Annotated in this window: 16 protein-coding genes and 1 pseudogene; 1 reads left to right on the top strand and 16 read right to left on the bottom strand. The window is 66.4% G+C overall.

The genetic code is table 11. The features are described 5' to 3' along the window. The 10 genes and pseudogenes from JWP90_RS02455 to JWP90_RS02410 form a co-directional block, all read right to left on the bottom strand. Nucleotides 1-500, bottom strand: a 500-nt coding sequence (locus JWP90_RS02455; protein WP_297359228.1) for a DNA-3-methyladenine glycosylase, incomplete at its 3' end; no start/stop codon positions are given. A gap of 7 nt (nt 501-507) precedes the next feature. Next, nucleotides 508-1,938, bottom strand: coding sequence for an argininosuccinate lyase (argH, locus tag JWP90_RS02450; RefSeq protein ID WP_297359226.1), 1,431 nt, complete (start codon nt 1,936-1,938; stop codon nt 508-510). Between the two features lie 4 nt (nt 1,939-1,942). Further along, entirely contained in the window at nt 1,943-3,142 is a 1,200-nt protein-coding gene (locus JWP90_RS02445) for an argininosuccinate synthase (protein WP_297359224.1), read from the bottom strand. 63 nt (nt 3,143-3,205) lie between these two features. Further along, entirely contained in the window at nt 3,206-4,129 is a 924-nt protein-coding gene (gene argF, locus JWP90_RS02440) for an ornithine carbamoyltransferase (protein WP_297359222.1), read from the bottom strand. Further along, nucleotides 4,126-5,334, bottom strand: a complete 1,209-nt coding sequence (locus tag JWP90_RS02435) for an acetylornithine transaminase (protein ID WP_297359220.1) — start codon at nt 5,332-5,334, stop codon at nt 4,126-4,128. The genes argF and JWP90_RS02435 overlap by 4 nt, the downstream gene beginning before the upstream one ends. Continuing rightward, nucleotides 5,331-6,236 carry an acetylglutamate kinase gene (gene argB, locus JWP90_RS02430; protein WP_297359218.1) on the bottom strand — a complete coding sequence of 302 codons (906 nt, stop codon included), beginning with the start codon at nt 6,234-6,236 and terminating at the stop codon, nt 5,331-5,333. The genes JWP90_RS02435 and argB overlap by 4 nt, the downstream gene beginning before the upstream one ends. Before the next feature lie 3 nt (nt 6,237-6,239). Continuing rightward, a complete protein-coding gene (argJ, locus tag JWP90_RS02425) occupies nt 6,240-7,391 on the bottom strand; it encodes a bifunctional glutamate N-acetyltransferase/amino-acid acetyltransferase ArgJ (protein ID WP_297359216.1) in 1,152 nt (383 codons plus the stop codon). Next, on the bottom strand, nt 7,388-8,437 hold the full coding sequence (gene argC, locus JWP90_RS02420; protein WP_297359214.1) for an N-acetyl-gamma-glutamyl-phosphate reductase: 1,050 nt from the start codon (nt 8,435-8,437) through the stop codon (nt 7,388-7,390). Before argC ends, argJ begins: the two co-directional genes overlap by 4 nt. Before the next feature lie 218 nt (nt 8,438-8,655). Then, a complete protein-coding gene (locus JWP90_RS02415; RefSeq protein ID WP_297359212.1) occupies nt 8,656-11,181 on the bottom strand; it encodes an RNA helicase in 2,526 nt (841 codons plus the stop codon). A 186-nt stretch (nt 11,182-11,367) separates the two neighbouring features. After that, nucleotides 11,368-11,607: pseudogene (locus JWP90_RS02410) on the bottom strand (nicotinamide mononucleotide transporter); the annotation flags it as partial. A gap of 76 nt (nt 11,608-11,683) precedes the next feature. Here JWP90_RS02410 and JWP90_RS02405 point away from each other — a divergent pair. Then, entirely contained in the window at nt 11,684-13,198 is a 1,515-nt protein-coding gene (locus JWP90_RS02405; protein ID WP_297359210.1) for an SDR family oxidoreductase, read from the top strand. Nucleotides 13,199-13,702: 504 nt separating this feature from the next. Here the strand turns inward: JWP90_RS02405 and pheT are convergent. The 6 genes from pheT to JWP90_RS02375 all read right to left on the bottom strand — a co-directional run bounded on the left by pheT (nt 13,703) and on the right by JWP90_RS02375 (nt 20,687). Continuing rightward, a complete protein-coding gene (gene pheT / locus JWP90_RS02400) occupies nt 13,703-16,228 on the bottom strand; it encodes a phenylalanine--tRNA ligase subunit beta (protein WP_297359208.1) in 2,526 nt (841 codons plus the stop codon). A 1-nt stretch (nt 16,229) separates the two neighbouring features. Continuing rightward, nucleotides 16,230-17,270 carry a phenylalanine--tRNA ligase subunit alpha gene (gene pheS / locus JWP90_RS02395; protein WP_297359205.1) on the bottom strand — a complete coding sequence of 347 codons (1,041 nt, stop codon included), beginning with the start codon at nt 17,268-17,270 and terminating at the stop codon, nt 16,230-16,232. A gap of 27 nt (nt 17,271-17,297) precedes the next feature. Continuing rightward, complete coding sequence (locus tag JWP90_RS02390; RefSeq protein WP_297359203.1) at nt 17,298-18,218, bottom strand: amino acid ABC transporter permease; 921 nt, start codon at nt 18,216-18,218, stop codon at nt 17,298-17,300. Then, nucleotides 18,215-18,862 carry an amino acid ABC transporter permease gene (locus JWP90_RS02385; RefSeq protein ID WP_297359201.1) on the bottom strand — a complete coding sequence of 216 codons (648 nt, stop codon included), beginning with the start codon at nt 18,860-18,862 and terminating at the stop codon, nt 18,215-18,217. Before JWP90_RS02385 ends, JWP90_RS02390 begins: the two co-directional genes overlap by 4 nt. A 78-nt stretch (nt 18,863-18,940) precedes the next feature. Next, a complete protein-coding gene (locus tag JWP90_RS02380) occupies nt 18,941-19,807 on the bottom strand; it encodes a glutamate ABC transporter substrate-binding protein (protein ID WP_297359199.1) in 867 nt (288 codons plus the stop codon). Between the two features lie 91 nt (nt 19,808-19,898). Next, nucleotides 19,899-20,687 (bottom strand): amino acid ABC transporter ATP-binding protein, encoded by a 789-nt coding sequence (locus tag JWP90_RS02375; RefSeq protein ID WP_297359198.1) that lies wholly within the window; start codon nt 20,685-20,687, stop codon nt 19,899-19,901. Nucleotides 20,688-20,738 lie beyond the last annotated feature (51 nt).

The following is a 20,738-nucleotide window of genomic DNA, read 5'->3' as shown; positions in this document are numbered from 1 at the left end:
GTGCGTGGCCCGGTCAGCACCTCGGCTGCCTGATCCCCCGCCTCGAGCGAGAACGGTGGCGCGAACAGATCGCTCCCATCGTCGGTGAGGGCGATGCCGAGCGCCACCGTCAGCCGCGCGGGGCCCTGAGCGAGATCCTTATCGGAGCGGGAGGTGGTCCGACGTGCCCGCGCAAGCTCGATGCCCTCGACGACCTCCCCTGCCCGGATCAGAATCCCGGATGCCTCACCGTTCGGTGAGCAGACCATGTTGGCGCACACATGCATGCCATAGGTGAAGTAGCAGTAGAGATGCCCGGGCTCACCGAACATGCTCGCGTTGCGTTTCGTCTTGCCGCGGAACGCATGGGAGCCGGGGTCGATGCCCTGCCCGACATACGCCTCGACCTCGGTGATCCGCACGGCGACCGTGCCCTCGTCGGTCCGGTGACGAAAAATCGTCCCGAGCAGTTCAGGGGCCGCCTCGAGCGCGGGTCGCTCGAAGAACGCGCGGTCGACCACGGCAGCGTTACGCCCGAAGCGCCAGCGACAACAGCCGCACTCGCTCGGTCAACGCGAGACGCTGTTCGGCGACCCGGTCCGGCGCCGTTCCTCCGGCGCCGTTGCGGGAGCTGATCGACCCGGCGACCGTGAGCACATCGCGGACCGCCGGCGTGAGGTGCGGCGATAGGCTCGCCAGGTCCTCATCCGACGGTTCGTGCAGTTCCAGCCCCCGCTCCTCGCAGAACTGGACGAGTTCGCCCGAGATCTCATGGGCATCCCGGAACGCGACGCCCTGCTTGACGAGCCACTCGGCCACGTCGGTCGCGAGAGAGAATCCCTGCGGCGCGAGCAGCGCCATCCGTTCGATGTTGAAGCGAAGAGTGGCGACCATCCCGGTGAATGCCGGCAGGAGGACTTCGAGCTGTTCGACGGTGTCGAAGACAGGTTCCTTGTCTTCCTGCAGGTCGCGGTTGTAGGCGAGCGGCAGTCCCTTGAGCGTTGCGAGCAGCCCGGTGAGGTTGCCGATCAGCCGCCCGGATTTGCCGCGGGCCAGTTCGGCGATGTCCGGGTTCTTCTTCTGGGGCATGATGCTCGACCCTGTCGAATAACCGTCGTCGAGGGTGACGAAGTCGAACTCGCGCGTGTTCCAGAGGATGATCTCCTCGGCGAAGCGGGAGAGGTTGATGCCGATCATCGCTGTCACGAACGCGAACTCCGCGACGACATCCCGGCTGGCGGTCGCGTCGATCGAGTTCTCGGTCGGGCGATCGAGTCCCAGTTCGGATGCGACGAGCTGCGGGTCGAGCCCGAGCGAGCTCCCGGCAAGCGCCCCGGACCCGTATGGGGATGCCGACGCGCGCTTCGTCCAGTCGGCAAGCCGTTCGAGGTCGCGGACCAGAGGCCAGGCGTGTGCCATCAGGTGGTGGGCGAGCAGCACGGGTTGGGCGTGCTGCAGGTGGGTGCGTCCTGGCATCGGAGCGTCGCCGTGCACCTCGGCCTGCGAGGCGATCGCGTCGATGAGTTGGACGACCAGATGCCCGATCAACCGGGAGTGGTCGAGCAGATACAGTCGCACGAGTGTGGCGATCTGGTCGTTGCGGCTGCGCCCCGCGCGGAGTTTGCCGCCGAGCTCGGCGCCCGCTCGCTCGATCAGCGCGCGTTCGAGCGCAGAGTGCACGTCCTCATCGGACTCCGAAGCGGTGACGACACCGGATGCCACATCGTCCTGCAGGCGCGACAGTGCGTCGAGCATCGCCTCCAGCTCCGCGTCCCTGAGGTACCCGGCTGCAGCGAGCGCCTTGGCGTGTGCGCGTGAGCCGGCGATGTCGTACGCCGCCAGCTGCCAGTCGAAGTGTGTCGACTTGCTCAGCCGGAGAAGTTCGGGTGACGGTCCGCTGGCGAAGCGGCCGCCCCACAACGCCCCGGCCTCACCGGCGCGATTCTCGTCACCCGACATCCGTCTACTCCTGGCCGGCGTCGCGGCGCGCCGAGATCTTGCTCGGCAGCGACCACAGTTCGATGAAGCCCTTGGCCAGCGACTGGTCGAACGTGTCGCCGGTGTCGTAGGTGGCGAGGTTGTAGTCGTACAGGCTCGCGCTGCTCTTACGCCCGGTCACGACGGCGGTGCCGGCGTGGAGCTTGAGGCGGATGTCGCCTGAGACGTGCTTCTGGGTCTCGTCGATGAAGACGTCCAGCGCCTTCTTCAGTCCGGAGAACCAGAGTCCGTCGTAGACAAGCTCCGCCCACTTGGACTCGACGGTCCTCTTGTAGCGAGCGAGGTCACGCTCGATGGTCATGTTCTCGAGTTCTTCGTGCGCGGTGATGAGTGCGATGCCGGCGGGCGACTCGTACACCTCACGGCTCTTGATGCCGATCAGCCGGTCCTCGACGATGTCGATGCGGCCGACGCCCTGGTCTCCGGCGATCCGGTTCATCAGTTCGACTGCTTCGAGCGGGGTGATGGCGTTGCCGTCGTAGGCAACCGGCACACCCTGGTCGAAGGTGATGACGATCTCGGTCGCGGCGCCCGCGTCTGCCGGGTTCTTCGTGTACGTGTAGAGGTCTTCGATCGGTGCGTTCCACGGGTCCTCGAGGAAGCCGGTTTCGACGGCGCGTCCCCAGACGTTCTGGTCGATCGAGTATGGGCTCTTCTTCGACTGCGCGATCGGCAGGTTGTTCTGCTCTGCGTAGATGATCGCCTTGTCGCGGGTCAGCGCGAGGTCACGGACCGGCGCGATGCTCGTCAGTTCGGGAGCGAGGGCAGCGACGGCCGCCTCGAAGCGCACCTGGTCGTTACCCTTGCCGGTGCAGCCGTGTGCGACGCTGTTCGCGCCCAGTTCCCTGGCCGTCGACGCGAGATACTTCGCGATGAGCGGGCGGCTCAGCGCGGAGACGAGCGGGTACCGCTTCTGGTAGAGCGCGTTCGCTTTCAGCGCCGGCACGATGTAGTCGTTCGCGAACTCGTCTCGGGCGTCGACGACGACCGATTCGACAGCTCCGCAGTCGAGGGCACGCTGGCGGATGACCTCCATGTCCTCGCCTTCCTGGCCGACGTCGATCGCGAGCGCGACGACCTCTTTGCCGGTGGCATCCTTCAACCAGCCGATTCCCACCGAGGTATCGAGGCCGCCAGAGTATGCGAGTACGACGCGTTCCGCCATGAAGTTCTTCTCCTTGATTGCTGTGTTGTTAAGTGTAGTGAAACCGGGTATGCCGCTCGTGCGTCAGGCGCGTTCGAGCAGCCAGGTGAGCAGCGCCTTCTGGGCGTGGAGGCGGTTCTCCGCCTCATCCCAGATGACCGACTGAGGTCCGTCGATGACATCGGCAGTGACTTCGAAGCCACGGTCGGCCGGGAGGCAGTGCATGAACACGGCGTCCTCCGTGGCCAGCTCCATCATTTCCGCGTCGACCCGGTACGGCCCGAGCGCAGCGACGCGATCCGCCTTCTCCTCTTCCTTGCCCATCGACACCCAGGTGTCGGTGACGAGGATGTCGCTGCCGACGGCAGCTTCGCGCGCGTCGGTGAAGAGGGCGATGGAACCGCCGGTGGTTGCAGCGATCGCAGTCGCATCGGCGACGACGACCCGGTTCGGGGTGAAACCGGCGGGCGAGGCGATGCGCACGTTCATACCGGCGGTTGCACCGGCGAGGAGGTAGGACTGGGCCATGTTGCAGGCCCCGTCACCGACGAAGGTGAGGGTGAGCCCGGCGAGTGCACCCTTGTGCTCACGGATGGTGAGCAGGTCGGCGAGCAGCTGGCACGGGTGGAAGTCGTCTGACAAGGCGTTGACGACGGGAACCGTTGTTCCCTGCGCCATCTCCTCGAGCCCTGCCTGGCCGTAGGTGCGCCAGACGATCGCGGCGACCTGGCGTTCGAGCACGCGCGCGGTGTCTGCCGCGGTCTCCTTGCCGCCGAGCTGGCTCGACGCCGTTGAGATGATCAGCGGAACGCCGCCGAGGTCGGCGATGCCGACCGCGAACGACACCCGGGTCCTCGTGGACGATTTGTCGAAGATGACGGCAACGGTCTGAGGGCCCTCGAGGGGACGCCGGCCGAATCGGTCCTTCTTCAGCTCGAGGGCGAGGTCGAGGATCTCGGACTGCTCAGCGGGGCTGAGGTCGTCATCGCGCAGGAAGTGTCTGGTCACGGTGTTCCTTCGTTCGGGGTGCCGGCCTCGATGGCGGCGAGGGCGGCTCGGAAGCGTTCGTCGAAAGCCCGCAGCTCGTCGTCGCCGACGATGAGCGGCGGGGCGAGGCGGATGGTCGTCGGGTTCGGCGCGTTGATGATCAGCCCAACGGCGAGGGCGGCGCGCACCAGGTCGCCGGCCACCGGCTCGGCGAGGCCGATGCCGAGGAGGAGCCCCTTTCCCCGCACTTCGGTGATCAACGGTGAACCGATGCCGAGGACGAGGTTGCGGAGCTGCTCGCCACGCACGCGAGCGTTCTCGACGAGACCGCTGTGCTCGATTTCTCCCAGCACCGCGTTTGCGACTGCTGTGCCGAGCGGGTTACCGCTGAAGGTGCTTCCGTGGGTACCTGGGGTGAACAGGTCGGATGCCGCGCCGAAGGTCACAAGCGCGCCGATCGGGAAACCGCCGCCGATTCCCTTCGCGAGTGTGATGGCATCCGGAACGATTCCTGCGCGCTGGAACGCGAACCAGCTGCCGGTGCGCCCTGCGCCGGTCTGCACTTCGTCGAGAATGAGCAGGGCGCCGTGGCGTTGGGTGAGTTCGCGGGCACGGGCGAGGTAACCGTCGGGGAGTTCGACAACACCGGATTCGCCCTGGATGGGTTCGACGATGAGGGCGGCGACGCTGTCATCGAGTGCTGTTTCGAGCGCGTCGATCGTCGCGTCGATGTGCGTGACACCGGCGGGCAGCGGCGCGAAGTCGGTCTGGATGGACGGTTTGCCGGTGAGCGCGAGGGCGCCCATCGTGCGACCGTGGAACGATCCGTTCAACGCGAGGATTCGCGTGCGTGTTCCTCCGCTGTTGTTCAGCCGGGCGAGCTTGAAGGCGGCCTCGTTCGCCTCGGCGCCCGAGTTCGAGAAGTAGACGCGTCCTCGCTCGCCTGCCCCGGTGAGGCGCTTCAGCCGTGCGGCCAGTTCCAGTTGGGGCGGGGTGACGAAGTAATTGGACACGTGGATGAGTTCGGCGGCCTGGCGGCTGATCGCGTCCACCATGGCGGGGTGGGCGTGGCCGAGCGCATTGACGGCGATGCCGCCGAGGAAGTCCAGGTATTCGGTTCCGTCAGAACCCCAGACCGAACAACCGAGACCGCGGACGAGAAGCGCCTGGGGCGCCCCGAAAACCTGCATCATGTCGGCGTTTGCAGCGTCGTACCAGTCGGTCATGATCCATCCTCGATTACCTGGGTTCCGATGCCCTGCCTGGTGAACACTTCGAGCAGGAGAGAGTGCTCGAGCCGGCCGTCGATGATGGCTGCGTTGGTCACGCCACCGTCGACCGCTTCCAGACAGGCCGTCATTTTGGGAATCATCCCCGATTCGAGCGACGGCAGCAGCTCCCGCAACTCGCTCGCGGTGATGACCGAGACGAGCGACTCGCGGTTCGGCCAGTCGCTGTAGAGCCCGGCGACGTCGGTGAGGATGAGGAACTTGTCCGCTTTCAGCGCGACGGCGAGGGCGGATGCCGCGGCATCCGCGTTCACGTTGAGTACCTGGCCCGGTGTCTCGGCGTCTGGCGCGATCGAGGAGATCACGGGGATGAGCCCGGCCTCGATGGCGGCGACGACTGCGTGGGGGTCGACCGCGACGACGTCGCCGACGAGGCCGAGGTCCACCGTTTCGCCGTCGATGTCGACGCCGCGCTTCCGGCCGGTGAACAGATCCGAGTCCTCGCCGCTCAGGCCGACGGCGAAGTCGCCGTGCTCGTTGATCGAGTCCACCAGTTCCTGGTTCACCTCACCGCGGAGGACGTCGCGGACGACGGTCATCGCTTCAGGCGTGGTGACCCGGTAGCCGCCGCGGAATTCGCTGGCGATGCCCAGTTCCTTCAGACGCGCTGAGATCTGAGGGCCACCGCCGTGCACGACGACCGGTTTGAGGCCGGCGTGGCGGAGGAACACCATGTCTTCCGCGAACGCGCGGGTAAGTTCGGGGCTGACCATGGCGTTGCCGCCGAACTTCACGACGGCGATGGCGCCGTGGTAGCGCTGAAGCCAGGGCAACGCCTCGATCAGAACCGATGCTTTCGCGATCGCTTCGGCGGTGGATGCGGGGAGGATTGTCGGCATCGTCTAGCTCGAGTACGCGCTGTTCTCATGCACGTAGTCGTGCGTGAGGTCGTTGGTGAGGATTGTTGCGAACCGCTGGCCCTCGTGGAGGTCGATCAGCACGTGCACCTCACGCCCGGTGAGGTCGACGAGGTCGCGGGATTGGTCGGGTGCGCCTGCGTGGCAGACCCGGATGCCGTTCATGGTCACGTCGACGGCGTACGGGTCGAACGGCGCCTCGGTGGTTCCGATCGCGGCGAGGACACGGCCCCAGTTGGGGTCGTTTCCGAACACCGCCGCTTTGAACAGGTTGTTGCGGGCGACGGACCGGCCGACCTCGACCGCATCGTCCTCGCTGACCGCGCCGACGACCTCGATGGTGATGTCGTGGGCGGCGCCCTCCGCGTCCCCCTGCAACTGGCGAGCGAGGTCGAGGCAGATCTCACGCAGCGCCTCGGCGAAGACCTCAGCGTTGGGTTCCACTCCTGAGGCGCCGGAGGCGAGAAGCGACACCTGGTCATTGGTCGACATGCAGCCGTCCGAGTCGAGCCGGTCGAAGCTCACCCGGGTTGCCGAACGGAGGGCACGGTCGAGCTGGTCGGAGGCGAGGCTCGCGTCGGTGGTGAGGACGACGAGCATGGTCGCGAGTCCTGGGGCGAGCATGCCTGCGCCCTTGGCCATGCCACCGATGGTCCAGCCGTCGCGCTCGATCACTGCCGTCTTGGGGTGACTGTCTGTGGTCAGGATCGCTTCTGCGGCATCCGCTCCCCCGTCCGCGCCGAGCGCGGCGGCGGCCGCGGCGACGCCAGGGAGCAGCTTGTCTGTGTCGAGCTGTTCGCCGATCAGGCCGGTGGAGCAGACCAGGACGTCCCCGGCTGAGACGCCGAGCTCCGCTGCGACCGCTTCAGCTGTGGCGTGCGTCGCCTGGAAACCTTGCGGGCCGGTGAAACAGTTGGCTCCGCCCGAGTTGAGCACGATGGCGCTGACCGTGCCGTCGGCGATGACCTGCTTCGACCAGAGGATGGGGTTCGCCTGGGCGCGGTTGCTGGTGAACACCGCCGCCGAAGAGTACCGAGGGCCGCGGTTGACGACGAGGGCGAGGTCCTTGCCCCCTGATGCCTTCAGGCCGACGGCGATGCCGGCGGCTTCGAAACCCTGAGCTGATGTGACGGTCATGGTGCGACTCCGTTCACCGGAAGGCCGGTCGATTCGTTCAGGCCAAGAGCGATGTTGGCAGATTGGATGGCGGCACCTGCAGTGCCTTTGGCAAGGTTGTCGACGGCGGTGACCACGACGACGCGGCCTGCGGCCTCATCGACGGCGATCCCCATGAGCATCGAATTCGAACCGAGGACATCTGCGGTGCGCGGGAACTCCCCCGCTGGCAGCAACTGCACGAAGGTCTCGCTGCCGTAGGCGTCCTGCCAAGCCCCGCGGACGGCATCCGCACTGGTCCCAGGCACGATGCGGGCAGTCGAGGTGGCCAGGATGCCTCGCGACATCGGCACGAGAACGGGGGTGAACGAGATGCTCACATCGGCGGCCCCTGCACCACGGAGCGCCTGGGCGATCTCGGGAATGTGCCGGTGCGTCCCGCCGACGGCGTACGGGTTCGCCGACCCGAGGATCTCGGAGGCGAGGAGGTTGGTCTTGAGCGCCTTGCCTGCACCGGACGGACCGACGGCAAGGACGGTGACGACGTCTGTGGTCTCGATCACGCCGGCGGCAACGCCGGGGGCGAGCGAGAGTGCGACGGTGCTCGCGTTGCAACCGGGGGCGGCGATCCGCCGTACACCGGCGAGCTTCTCCCGCTGCTTGGCGCCGCCAGCTCCGACGATCAGCTCCGGCACGCCATACTCCCACGCTCCGAAGAACTCGCCGCCGTAGAACGACGCCCAGTCTCTTTCGCTCGTCAGCCGGTGGTCAGCACCGCAGTCGACGACGAGGCTTGCCTCGTCGAGCTGAGCGGTCACCTCACCGGACTTGCCGTGCGGCAGCGCGAGAAAGACGACGTCGTGGCCGGCGAGGTTCTCTGGCGTTGTCTCGGCGAGAGTGAGGTGGGCGAGGGAACGCAGATGCGGCTGCACGGATGCCAGCTGCTGGCCGGCGTTGGAGTGTGCGGTGACGGTCTGGATGTCGAAGTCGGGGTGCGCCGCGAGCAATCGCAGCAGCTCGCCCCCTGCGTAACCGGATGCGCCGGCTACCGCTACAGAAAAGGACATGGCTCTACCTTATTGAGGAAACGATCGGTGGGAGGTTCGGCGGCGCCTGTCGGAATCGTGCAGTGCACGGGTCGCCTGGCGTCGCCTATCGTCGCTCGGAGGTACGGCGTCGACGCAGGGCGCACGGGGAGAAACCCTGTGCACGAACGCTGCTGTCGGAGATGGCCATGCATCGACTGTAGTGGCTCGCCCGTGGCATCCGCTAATCGAGGCCGATGCTACAACCGGTTGACGCCGGTGACGGTGACGACGGCGAAGCCCTGCTCGTCGGATTCGGCGAGGTCGATGGTCGCGCTGACGCCCCAGTCGTGGTCGCCCGCGGGATCGTCGAGGATCTGGCGAGCGGTCCATACCGGTCCGCTCTCGTCGAGGATCAGGAGCGCCGAACTGCGGGCGTCTGGGCCGGTGAGGATCTGGTCGTATTCCTCGAAGTACGCGTCGAGCGAGTCCGCCCAGCGGTCGCCGTCGAATCCGGATGCCGCGTCGAGTTCGCCGAGAGCGTCGTAGTCTTCGAGGGCGGCGAGCTGCACCCGGCGGAACAGTTCGTTGCGGACGAGGATGCGGAAGGCTCTGGTGTTGCCGGTGAGCCGCTTCGGGGCGGGCGGGACGATGTCGTGGGCGTGCTCGGCGTGCTTCTCGGGGTCCGGGTGGCTGAGTTCCTCCCACTCGTCGAGCAGGCTCGAGTCGACCTGCCGTACGAGCTCACCGAGCCACTCGATCAGGTCGAGGAGGTCCTCGGTCTTGACGTCGTCCGGAATGGTCTGCCGGGCAGCCCGGTAGGCATCGGACAGGTAGCGCAGCACGACGCCCTCGGAGCGGGCGAGCTTGTAGAAGGCGATGAACTCACCGAACGACATGGCCCGTTCATACATGTCCCGCACGATCGACTTGGGGTTCAGTTCGAAGTCGCGGATCCACGGCTGGGCCGCACTGTACGTCTCGAAGGTGACGGTGAGCAGTTCCTCGAGCGGTTTCGGGTGGGTGATCTGCTCGAGCAGCTCCATCCGCTGGTCGTATTCGATGCCTTCAGCCTTCATCGCGGCGACCGCTTCGCCGCGCGCCAGGAATTGCTGCTGGCTGAGAACGGCCCGCGGGTTGTCGAGGGTCGCTTCGACGATCGAGATCATGTCGAGGGCGTAACCGGGGTCTTCAGGATCGAGGAGCTCGAACGCGGCGAGCGCGAACGGGGACAGCGGCTGGTTGAGAGCGAAGTTCGGCTGCAGGTCGACGGTGAGCCGGATGGTGCCGTCCGCGGACTGCTCGACGATTCCCGATTCGCGCAGGGTGCGGTAGATGCCGAGCGCACGGCGAGCCAGCTCGAGCTGGCGTTTGAACGGCTCGTGGTTGTCGAAGACGAGGTCGTGCACATGCCTGTACACGTCTCCCCCACGCCCGATCACGTTGATCAGCATCGCGGAGGTGATCTGCATGCTGGAGGTCAGCGTCTCCGGCTCGGCGGCGACGATCCGCTGGAACGACGGTTCACCCCACGACACGAACCCGTCCGGGGCCTTCTTGCGGATGATCTTGCGCTTCTTCTTGGGGTCGTCGCCCGCCTTCTTGATGGCGTTGAGGTTCTCGGTCTCGTGCTCCGGCGCCTGCACGACGACGGTCCCTGCTGTGTCGAAACCTGCGCGGCCGGCGCGACCGGCGATCTGGTGGAACTCACGGGCTTTGAGCTGGCGCATCTTCGTGCCGTCGTACTTGGTGAGCGCGGTGAACAGCACGGTGCGGATGGGCACGTTGATGCCGACCCCGAGCGTGTCGGTGCCGCAGATCACCCGGAGCATCCCCCGCTGCGCGAGTTGCTCGACGAGTCTGCGGTACTTCGGCAGCATGCCGGCGTGGTGCACGCCGATCCCGGCACGGATCAGCCGCGACAGCGTCTTGCCGAAACTCGTGGTGAAGCGGAATTCGCCGATCAACTCGGCGATGGCATCCCGTTGTTCCCGCGTCGCCACCTTCATGCTCGACATCGACTGGGCTCGCTCCATGGCGGCGGCCTGCGAGAAGTGAACGACGTAGACGGGCGCCTGCCCCGTGGTCAGCAGCTCGTCGACACTCTCGTGGATCGGTGTCGTCTCGTAATAGAAGTGCAGGGGAACGGGTCGTTCGACCCCGGTGACGAGCGCCGTTTCCCGACCGGTACGCCTGGTGAGGTCTTCGGCGAGCGCCGTCACGTCTCCGAGGGTCGCCGAGAGCAGGATGAACTGCACCCGGGGCAGGCACAGCAGCGGAACCTGCCAGGCCCAGCCACGCTCGGGATCGGCGTAGAAGTGGAACTCGTCCATCACCACCTGGTCGACCTCGGTGTCCTCCCCGTTGCGGAGGGCAAGGTTGGCGAGGATTTCCGCCGTGCAGCAGATGATCGGCGCGTCGGCGTTGACGGAGGAGTCTCCGGTCATCATGCCGACGTTCTCCGGCCCGAACACCTCGACGAGGGCGAAGAACTTCTCGCTGACGAGGGCCTTGATCGGTGCGGTGTAGAAGCTGCGCTTGCCGGCGACGAGGGCGGCATAGTGCGCGCCGACGGCGACGAGGGACTTGCCTGTTCCGGTGGGGGTGCTGAGGATCAGGTTCTGCCCTGACACGATCTCGATGATCGCTTCATCCTGAGCCGGATACATCCGGATGCCTGTGGCCGTCACCCAGTCGGAGAACGCGTCGTAGACGGCATCCGGTTCCACGGTGTCGCCGATTCTCTCGCGGAGGGCGTGCGGGTCGAGCTTCGGCTGGGCTGTCATGGTCCTTTGATCATGCCACGGTGCGTCACTGCACAGACCCCGCTGGCCTGGACATCCATCAGCGCCCCGAGATACCAATAACGGTCGGGTATCGGATGCCGCGGGTCGGTTAGCAAACCACTTTTGGCTTCTCGCGAGGCACTCCGGGTCAGCGCCGCCGAGCCCGAGCCCGAGGAACACCCGCTAGACCTGGCGTCCGGCCTGGCCGAGCAGGTTCACCGGGTTCGGGGCGCCGAAGACCGCACCGAGGAACACTGTGAACAACAGCACGTTGCCGACGATGCCCACCGGCCACGCCCACACCTTCCGGTGCATCCCGCCGACGGCGCTTGCCATGCCGAACACGGTACCGATCACCTCCCGCCAGAGGATGGTGGGGTCTGTGATCACCAGTCGCGCGTCGAACAACCCCTCGATCGGGTTCATGCGGCCATCGTTTCCCTGCGGTGACCGGCGCGGTTACTGACCGGGCGTACCGATGACCTCCGGTAGAATCGCCCAAATGACCGCCGCCACACCCGACCCCGCTTTCCTCGGCGACGGGATCGACCCCACCGAACTCGAGACCACCCTCCGCGTCCTCGCCTCGATGAACACCCTCGATGAGGAACACCCCGACTACGTCACCGTCCGCCGTGCGACCGCCGCCATGTTCAAGGCCGTGAAGCGCACCCGGCGACGCGAGCTGCGCGACGAGATCGCCAACGCCGACAAGGCCGTCATCGCTGCCACCGCCACCGGGGCATCCGACCGGATCGACGACGAGACCCGGGGCATCCCGCTCGCGACGACGGTCGAGGCGCCGATTGCAGGTGAGCTGCTGAAGCCGCGCAACTGTTACATCTGCAAGCAGCCGTACACGCTCGTCGACGCGTTCTACCACCAGTTGTGCCAGGACTGCGCCCGGTTCAGCCACGGCAAGCGCGACGCCCGCACCGACCTCACCGGCAAGCGCGCGCTGCTCACCGGCGGTCGCGCGAAGATCGGCATGTACATCGCCCTCCGGCTGCTGCGCGACGGCGCCCATACGACGATCACGACGCGGTTCCCTCGGGATGCCGTCCGCCGTTTCGCCTCACTGCCCGACTCTGCCGACTGGCTGCACCGACTTCGCGTCGTCGGTATCGACCTCCGTGACCCCGCCCAGGTGATCGGCCTCGCCGACTCGGTCGCCGCGCAGGGCCCCCTCGACATTCTCATCAACAACGCTGCCCAGACGGTACGCCGCTCCCCCGGTTCGTACTCGCTGCTGGCGGATGCCGAACGGCAGCCGCTGCCTGACGGTCCGCTCCCCGAGATGGAGACTTTCGGGCACACCGCCGACCAGCACCCGGAGGCGCTTGCGGCATCCGTGGCGGCGCATCCGCTGCTCTCTGTCGCCTCGCTCGCCGGGACGGTCGCCCAGTCCGGCTCCCCTGCCCTCACCGCGGCGGACCTGTCGAACCTGGCCATGTCGCCCGGCTCGTCGTCGCTCGCGAAGCACGCCGACGGCACCGCCATCGACGCGGGCGGGCTCGTGCCCGACCTGCAGACGACGAACAGTTGGGTGCAGAACGTCGAGCACGTCGACCCGCTGGAGATGCTCGAAGTGCAGCTCTGCAACACGACGGCGCCGTTCCTGCTGATCAGCCGGCTGCGGCCGTCGATGGCTGCGTCGCCGGCTCGTCGCAAATACGTGGTGAACGTGTCTGCGATGGAGGGCCAGTTCTCGCGCCGTTACAAGGGGCCTGGGCATCCGCACACGAACATGGCGAAGGCCGCCCTCAACATGCTCACCCGCACGAGTGCCGGCGAGATGCTCGAGAAGGACGGCATTCTGATGACCGCCGTCGACACCGGCTGGATCACCGACGAACGCCCGCACCCGACGAAGGTGCGCCTCGCCGAGGAGGGCTTCCACGCCCCGCTCGATCTCGTCGACGGCGCGGCCCGCGTGTACGACCCGATCGTTCGCGGCGAGGCCGGCGAGGACCTGTACGGCTGCTTCCTCAAGGACTACCAGCCCGGCGCCTGGTAGCGCTCGGCGTCGTGCACGGGTCTTGCTGCGCACACAACTCCGCCTGAACGCCACCGAAACGGCCCGGAACTCTTCCACAGCGACGCTGGCCGTCAGTTTGGCGGAGTTATGCGCTCCCTCGCCCGTGCTATCGGAGGCGCAGCTCCCCGCCCGTGCGAGTGGGCACCCCGCGCCTCTCCGCCCTGCTGCTGCGCACAACTCCGCCTGAACGCCACCGAAACGGCCCGGAACTCCCGTACAACGACGCCGGCCGTCAGATTGGCGGAGTTATGCGCTCCCCGCCGTTGCGAGTGGGCACCCGCGCCTCTCCGCCCTGCTGCCGCGCACAACTCCGCCTGAACGCCACCGAAACGGCCCGGAAACCTTCCGCAGCGACGCCGGCCGTCAGTTTGGCGGAGTTATGCGCTCCCCGCCCGTGCTATCGGAGGCGCAGCTCCCCCTGAACGCCACCGGCCCGGAACCCACAGGGGCCCGGGCCGTCAGATTGGCGGAGCTACGCGCGGCTTAGTCGCGGATGTGCGCCCCGAAGCGCTCAGCCGCGAGGGCGGAACCGGCGAGCTTTGCCTCGGAGGCCTCCGCCGCCGTGAGCGTGCGATCCGGCGCCCGGAACCGCAGCGCGAAGGTGAGGCTCTTGGTGCCGTCGGCGAGGCCGGGGCCGCGGTAGTCATCGACCAGTCGGATGTCTTCAAGCAGCGAACCTGCACCCTCACGTACCGCGGCACCGACGGCAGCGGCAGGCGCGTCCACCGAGACCACGAGCGAGAGGTCCTGCGTAGCGGCTGGGAGCGTGCCGATCACCCCGGCGGTGAAGGGCACGTCCGTCGACTCGAGCAGCGCATCGAGGTCGAGTTCGACGACGGCGACGACGCGCGGCAGGTCTGAGTCGAGCGCGAGCCGCGGCAGCAGTTCACCGGCAAAGCCGATCGACCGGTCGCCGATCCGCAATTCGGCGGTCCGCCCCGGGTGCAGAGCCTTGTGGCTGCCCTGCACGACCTCGATCGTCGCACCGGTCGCGAGCCCGATCTGGGTGACAGCGGCGAGAGCATCCGCGATGCCGGACGGGACCGCTGGCTGCCCTGGCTGCTTCGGTACGGCGTTGCCGAGGATCAGGACCCCGACGTGGCGCGGCTGCGGCGGGATGCCCGTGTTGAGCTCGGCGAGCTGTTCGTCGGTCGGCAGGGTGACACCGGAGGGCAGCTCAGCCTGGCCGTAGCTTTTCCCGGCTTCCGGGGTAAAGATCAGTCCGACCTCGAACAGCGACAGGTCGGTCAGGCCGCGGGCGAGGTTGCGCTTCGCCGCTTCGATCAGCCCGGGGATCAGGGTGGTCCGCAGGTACGGCGCGCTTGCGTCGAGGGCGTTGGCGACCTTGATCGCCGGGACTTCCCCGTCGACGGGCGAGCCGTACAGGTCGTTGTCAGTGGCACCGAGGAACGGGAATGCGAGGATCTCGGTCGATCCGGCCGCTGCGAGCGAGTCGGCCACCGTGCGGCGGATGCGCTGCGAGCGGGTCAGCCCGCGCCCGGCGGGAGCCACCGGGAGCACGGACGGGATCCGGTCATAGCCCACGATGCGGGCGACCTCCTCCGCCAGGTCGGACTTGTCGAGCAGGTCGGGGCGCCAGCTCGGCGGGGTGACGAGCAGCGCACCATCGGAGTCGGCGATCGTTGCACCGATCTCTTCGAGGGAACCGCGAATCTCGTCGTCGGTGTAGTCGACGCCGATCAAAGCGGAGACGTACCCGCTCGGGAACCGAATCGCAGAGGGCTCTTCGGGTTCACCGACGAGGCCGGCGACGGCATCCGCTGTGCCGCCGGCGAGGGTGACCATGAGCTCAGCCACCCGTGCCGCTGAGGCGACGGCGATGCGAGGATCGACCCCGCGTTCGAACCGCCGGGAAGCCTCGCTCGGTAGCTTGTGCCTGCGAGCGGTGCGGGCGATCGACACAGGGTCGAAGTTCGCCGCCTCGATGAGCACGTTCGTTGTCGTTGCGCTCATTTCGGTGTGCGCGCCGCCCATCACTCCGGCGAGGCCGATCGCGCCTGAACCGTCGGTGATGAGCAGGTCCTCACGGTCGAGAACGCGCTTCTGCCCGTCGAGCGTCTCAAGCGTCTCGGCCGCGATGGCCCTGCGCACGACGATGCCGCCGGTGAGCGAATCGAGGTCATAACCGTGGATCGGCTGGCCGAGTTCGAGCATCACATAGTTGGTGATGTCGACGAGCAGCGAGATCGATCGGATGCCGGCGAGCTTCAGTCGCGACACCATCCACGGCGGTGTCGGTCGTGTTGCATCGACGCCCCGCACAACACGGGTCGCGAAGACGCTTGCACCCTGACGTCCGCGGATCGGGGCGATGTCGTCGATCGCGACGGGGTAACCGTCGCCGATCGGTGTCTCAAGCTCCTGCCGGGCGGCAGGGTCACTGAAGGCGACCCCGGTAGCGTGGGAGTACTCCCTGGCGACACCGCGGATGGAGAACGCATAGCCGCGATCCGGGGTGACGTTGATCTCGACCGCTGCGTCATCCAGACCGAGCAGCGTGATGGCATCCGTACCGACCTCGGCGTCGACGCCGAGCGTTGACAGGCGGAGGATGCCGTCGTGCTCGTCACCGAGGCCGAGTTCACGCGTGGAAGCGATCATTCCGTCGGAGACATGGCCGTAGGTCTTGCGGGCGGCGATCGGGAACGGGCCGGGCAGCACCGAACCGGGCAGGGTCACGACAACCTTGTCGCCGACGAAGAAGTTGTCGGCTCCGCAGACGACGCCGTGGATGGCGGGGCCGCCGTCAGCGGCGAGTTCGCCGTCCGGCGCGACCCGCACCTGGCACCAGCGAATGGTCTTGCCGTTCTTCTGGGGTTCCTCGACGAACTCGAGAACCTCCCCGACGACGACCGGTCCTGTGACGTCGAAGGCGTGAACGTCTTCCTCTTCAAGGCCGACCTTCACCAGTGCGGCGTGGACGTCTTCTGTCGTCGATCCCGGTGCGAGATCGACGTATTCGGCGAGCCAACTCAGAGGCACCCGCATGCTAAACCACCATTCCAAACTGCTGTGAGAAGCGCACGTCGCCCTCAACCATCTCCCGCATGTCCTGGACGTCATTGCGCAGCATCAGGCCACGCTCGATTCCCATGCCGAAGGCGAAACCTGAATACTCGTCCGGATCGATCCCCGCGGCACGGAGCACGTTCGGGTTGATCATGCCGCAGCCGCCCCACTCGATCCACCTCGGACCGTGCTTGAACGTCGGATGCCAGAAGTCGAGCTCGGCGCTTGGCTCCGTGAACGGGAAGTAGCTCGGGCGCAGGCGGATTTTCGCCTCGTCGCCGAAGATCGACTTCACGAAGTGGTCGAGTGTGCCTTTGAGGTGCGCCATGGTCAGGCCCTTGTCGACGGCGAGGCCCTCGAACTGCATGAACACCGGCAGGTGCGTGGCGTCGAACTCGTCGGTGCGATACACGCGGCCGGGGGCGAGCACGTACACCGGGAGTTCCCGGTCGAGCAGCGACCGGACCTGCACCGGTGACGTGTGCGTGCGGAGCACCAGGTGGGACTCGGGCGGGTCGATGAAGAAGGTGTCCTGCATGGCGCGCGCCGGGTGGTCGGCGTCGAAGTTGAGAGCGTCGAAGTTGAACCACTCGCTCTCGACCTCGGGGCCTTCGGCGATTTCCCATCCCATGCCGGTGAAGATCTCGCTCACCCGGTCCTGCAGCAGGGTGAGCGGATGCCGCGCGCCCGCCCGGTAGCGGCTGGCAAGCGCGGTCACGTCGACGGTTTCTGCGGCGAGTTGCGCGGCGTTCTCCGCCTCGACGATCTCCTGCTCACGGGCGGCGAATGCTGCGTTGACCCGGCCGCGGGCCTGGCCGACCAGTTTGCCGAGCGGCGCCTTCTGGTCGGGGGCGACGGAGCGCAGCATGCCGTTGAGCTTCGCCAGCGGCGAGGACTCACCGGTGTGCTCTGTGCGCACCTGCTTGAGGGCGGAGGAGTCGGCGGCAGCGGCGATGGCCTCGAGCGCGGCCTCCACCGCAGCGTTCACTGTGGTTTCGGAAATTTCGGGAGAGTCGGACACGGGTCACAAGTCTACCGAGTGGCGAAGCTAGACCCCGCCTTCGCCTTGCTGCCTGGCCGTGATCGACGCTTGGGCAATGGCGAGCCCCGGATCCACGGGGACGTCCTTGCCTGCTGCTTCACCACGCCGCGCAGAGTCGGTGCGCTTCGACAGCCAGCGGGCGACCCAGGAGAGAGACAGGTTCATCGCGAGGTAGATGATGAGGGTGACGGCGAAAAGTGAGAAAAGGTACCGGCTCCCGTAGAAGCTCGCCAGGTTGTTCATCGTTGACCGGAGGAGTTCGAAGTATCCGACGATGAACCCCAGCGACGTGTCTTTGAGAAGCACGACGAGCTGCGCGACGATGATCGGCAACATCTGCCGGAACGCCTGGGGGAACTCGATGAGCATCTTGGACTGCAGCTCGCGCATGCCGAGACTGAGTCCGGCTTCGCGCTGGCCTCGGGGCAGAGACGCCAGCCCGGCTCTGAGCGCTTCACCGATGATCGCGCCGTTGTAGAGCCCCAGGGCGAGGACGACCGCGAGGTAGGAGCCGCTCGAGAACGCCAGGAGGATGAAAAGCATCATCAGAAGGACGGGCATGCCCCGGATGAATTCGAGGACGACAGTCGTCGGGATTCGGATCCAGGCGGTCTTCGCCGTCCGCAGCAGCGAGAAGATGACGCCGATGACAAGGGCGAGGACCGCGGCGGCCCCTGCCGCTCGCAAAGTCCCGACCACTCCACTGCCGATGAAGGTCCACACCTCAGGGTCACTGAAGATGTTCCACCGGCTGGGGTCGAACATCCCCGGCAGCTTCAGGCCACCCGCCGCTGTGCGGGGCGCAGCGAGGATGCTGTAGAGAAAATACAGCCCGACGAGCAGGAGCAGCCCGACGACGACGGACAGGATGATTGAGAGACGGCGAGCCTTCGGCCCGGGTGCGTCGAAGAGAACGGAACCGCTCATCGGGTCACCACCCATTTCTTTTCGAGTCTTGCCGCAAGGATTCCGAGCGGGATGGTGATGATCAGGTAGAACGTCGCAACGCCGAGCAGCACAGCAACGACGGCGTTTCCGTTGGCGTTGGCGAGTTCCTTACCGATGGTGAAGAGCTCGGCGACGAAGAAGCCGCCTGCCACAGACGTGTTCTTGGTCAGCGCGATGATGACGTTGATCAGCGGCGGGATGACCATCCTGAAGGCTTGCGGGAGCACGACGGTACCGATGGTCTGACCAAATCCGAGTCCGAGGCTCCGCGCGGCCTCCGCCTGGCCGATGGGAACGCCGTTGATCCCCGACCGAAGGGCCTCTGCGATGAACGGTGACGTATAAACGGTGAGGCCGATCGTCGCGAGTGTGGCGAAATCGGTACGGACGCCGAGGTACGGCACGACGACGGCGCAGAAGAACAGGACGAGCGTGAGTGGGGTGTTTCGAACCAATTCGGTGTACACCGTCGCGAAACCGCGAAGGGAAGCCACCGGGGAGATCCTCATGGCTGCGATGAACGTGCCGATGATCAGGGCGCCAATCGCTGCGATCACCAGCAATTGCAAGGTCATCCCGAAGCCTGAGAGGTATCGAGGCAGGTTGTCAATGATGACGTCCATGTGGCCTCATCCGTTTCTATGAGTGCAATGCTCACAAACGGGGCGGGAGAACTCCCGCCCCGTTTGTGTCTGGGTTGTCTAGTAGCGGTCTACAGCGGGCGGCTCGACGTACTCGAGCACGGTACCGGCCGTGTTGTTCCAGGCTTTTTCGTATGAGCCGTCTTCGTAGGACTCTTCGAGGACGTCATTGATCCAGTTACGGAAGTCAGTGTCGTCCTTGGCGAGGCCGATACCGTATGGCTCTTCGGTGAAGGGCTTACCGACGACCTTGAACTCGCCCTCGTTCTGCGCGGCGAGGCCGGCGAGGATCACGTTGTCGGTCGACACGGCGACGACCTGTCCGGTGCGCAGCGGCTCCAGGCAGTTCGAGTACGTGTCGGTGAGAACCGGAGTTGCCCCGATCTCGGCAAGCTTGGCCGCAGGGGTCGAACCGGTGACGGAACAGACAGGCTGCCCGACCAGGTCCTTCTCACTCTTGATGTCCTTGTTGTCTGCCAGTGTCAGGATCGACTGGCCGGCCATGTAGTACGGTCCGGCGAAGGAGATGACTTCCTTGCGCTTGTCGTTGATCGTGTAGGTGGCGATGACGATGTCAACCTCACCCTGCTGGATGAACGGCTCGCGGTTCGCCGAGACGGTCTCCTTCCACTCGATCTTGTCCTCAGCGATGCCGAGCTTCGCGGCGATGATCTTGCCGATTTCGACGTCGAACCCTTCCGGCTCGCCGCTGGGGCCGACGAGGCCGAACAGGGGCTGGTCGAACTTGGTTCCGATGCTGATGCTGCCTGCCTCAGCGAGCTCCGCCATGGTGGTGCCCGCCTCGAACGTCGGTTTTTCTTCCGGCTCGGGTGCCGCGCCGCCGCCGGCATCGCCGCCCGCGCAGGCGGAGAGAGCGAGCAGCGCTGCTCCTCCGAGAGCGATTAGGGATAGCTTCTTACGCTTCATCAGCTTCTCATTCCTTTGTGTGGTGCTGTGTCTCGACCGCCGTGGACGGTCAAGGGTAGACGGGCCGGGACTTCGCCCCAGCTTCGGTGGTTCAGTGTTCGAGGATCTTCGAAAGGAAGTCCTTCGCCCGCTCCGACCGCGGGTTGGTGAAGAACTGCTCGGGAGTCGCCTCTTCGACGATCTCGCCTTCGGCCATGAAGAGCACGCGGTCGGCTGCCTTGCGTGCGAAGCCCATCTCGTGCGTGACGACGATCATCGTCATGCCCTCCTTGGCGAGACCAACCATGACGTCGAGAACCTCGTTGATCATCTCCGGGTCCAGCGCGCTCGTCGGCTCGTCCATGAGGATGAGCTTGGGGCTCATCGCCAGCGACCGCGCAATCGCCACTCGCTGCTGCTGCCCGCCCGAGAGCTGGGCGGGCATCTTGTTGGCCTGGTTGGCGACCCCGACGCGCTCGAGCAGCGTCATCGCGCGCTCCGTCGCATCCTTCTTCGACATCTTCTTCACCTTGAGCGGCGCGAGGGTGATGTTCTCGAGCACCGTCTTGTGGGCGAAGAGGTTGAATGACTGGAACACCATGCCCACGTCTGCGCGCAGACTGGCTAGCGCGGCGCCCTCCTCAGGCAACTTCTTGCCGTCGATGGTGATCGATCCACTGTCGATCGTCTCCAGCCGGTTGATGGCGCGGCACAAGGTCGATTTGCCTGAACCGCTTGGGCCGATGACGACCACCACCTCGCCGCGCGCGACGGAGGTGTTGATGTCCTTCAGGACGTGCAGCTCACCGTAGTGTTTGTTCACTCCGTCCACGACGACAAGAGGCTCGCCGCGTTTGGCAACGGGCACGCTCGTGGTGTGCGGGATCAGGGTTGGTTCCATGGAATCCAACGTAGGGGACTCCATGTTTCGCGCGTATGACGGAGCAGTCCC

This window comes from Mycetocola sp., from assembly GCF_025464835.1.
Classification (GTDB): Bacteria; Actinomycetota; Actinomycetes; order Actinomycetales; family Microbacteriaceae; genus Mycetocola_A.
The sequence above is the reverse complement of the archived record's forward strand: the minus strand, read 5'-3'. Positions and strand labels throughout refer to the sequence as shown.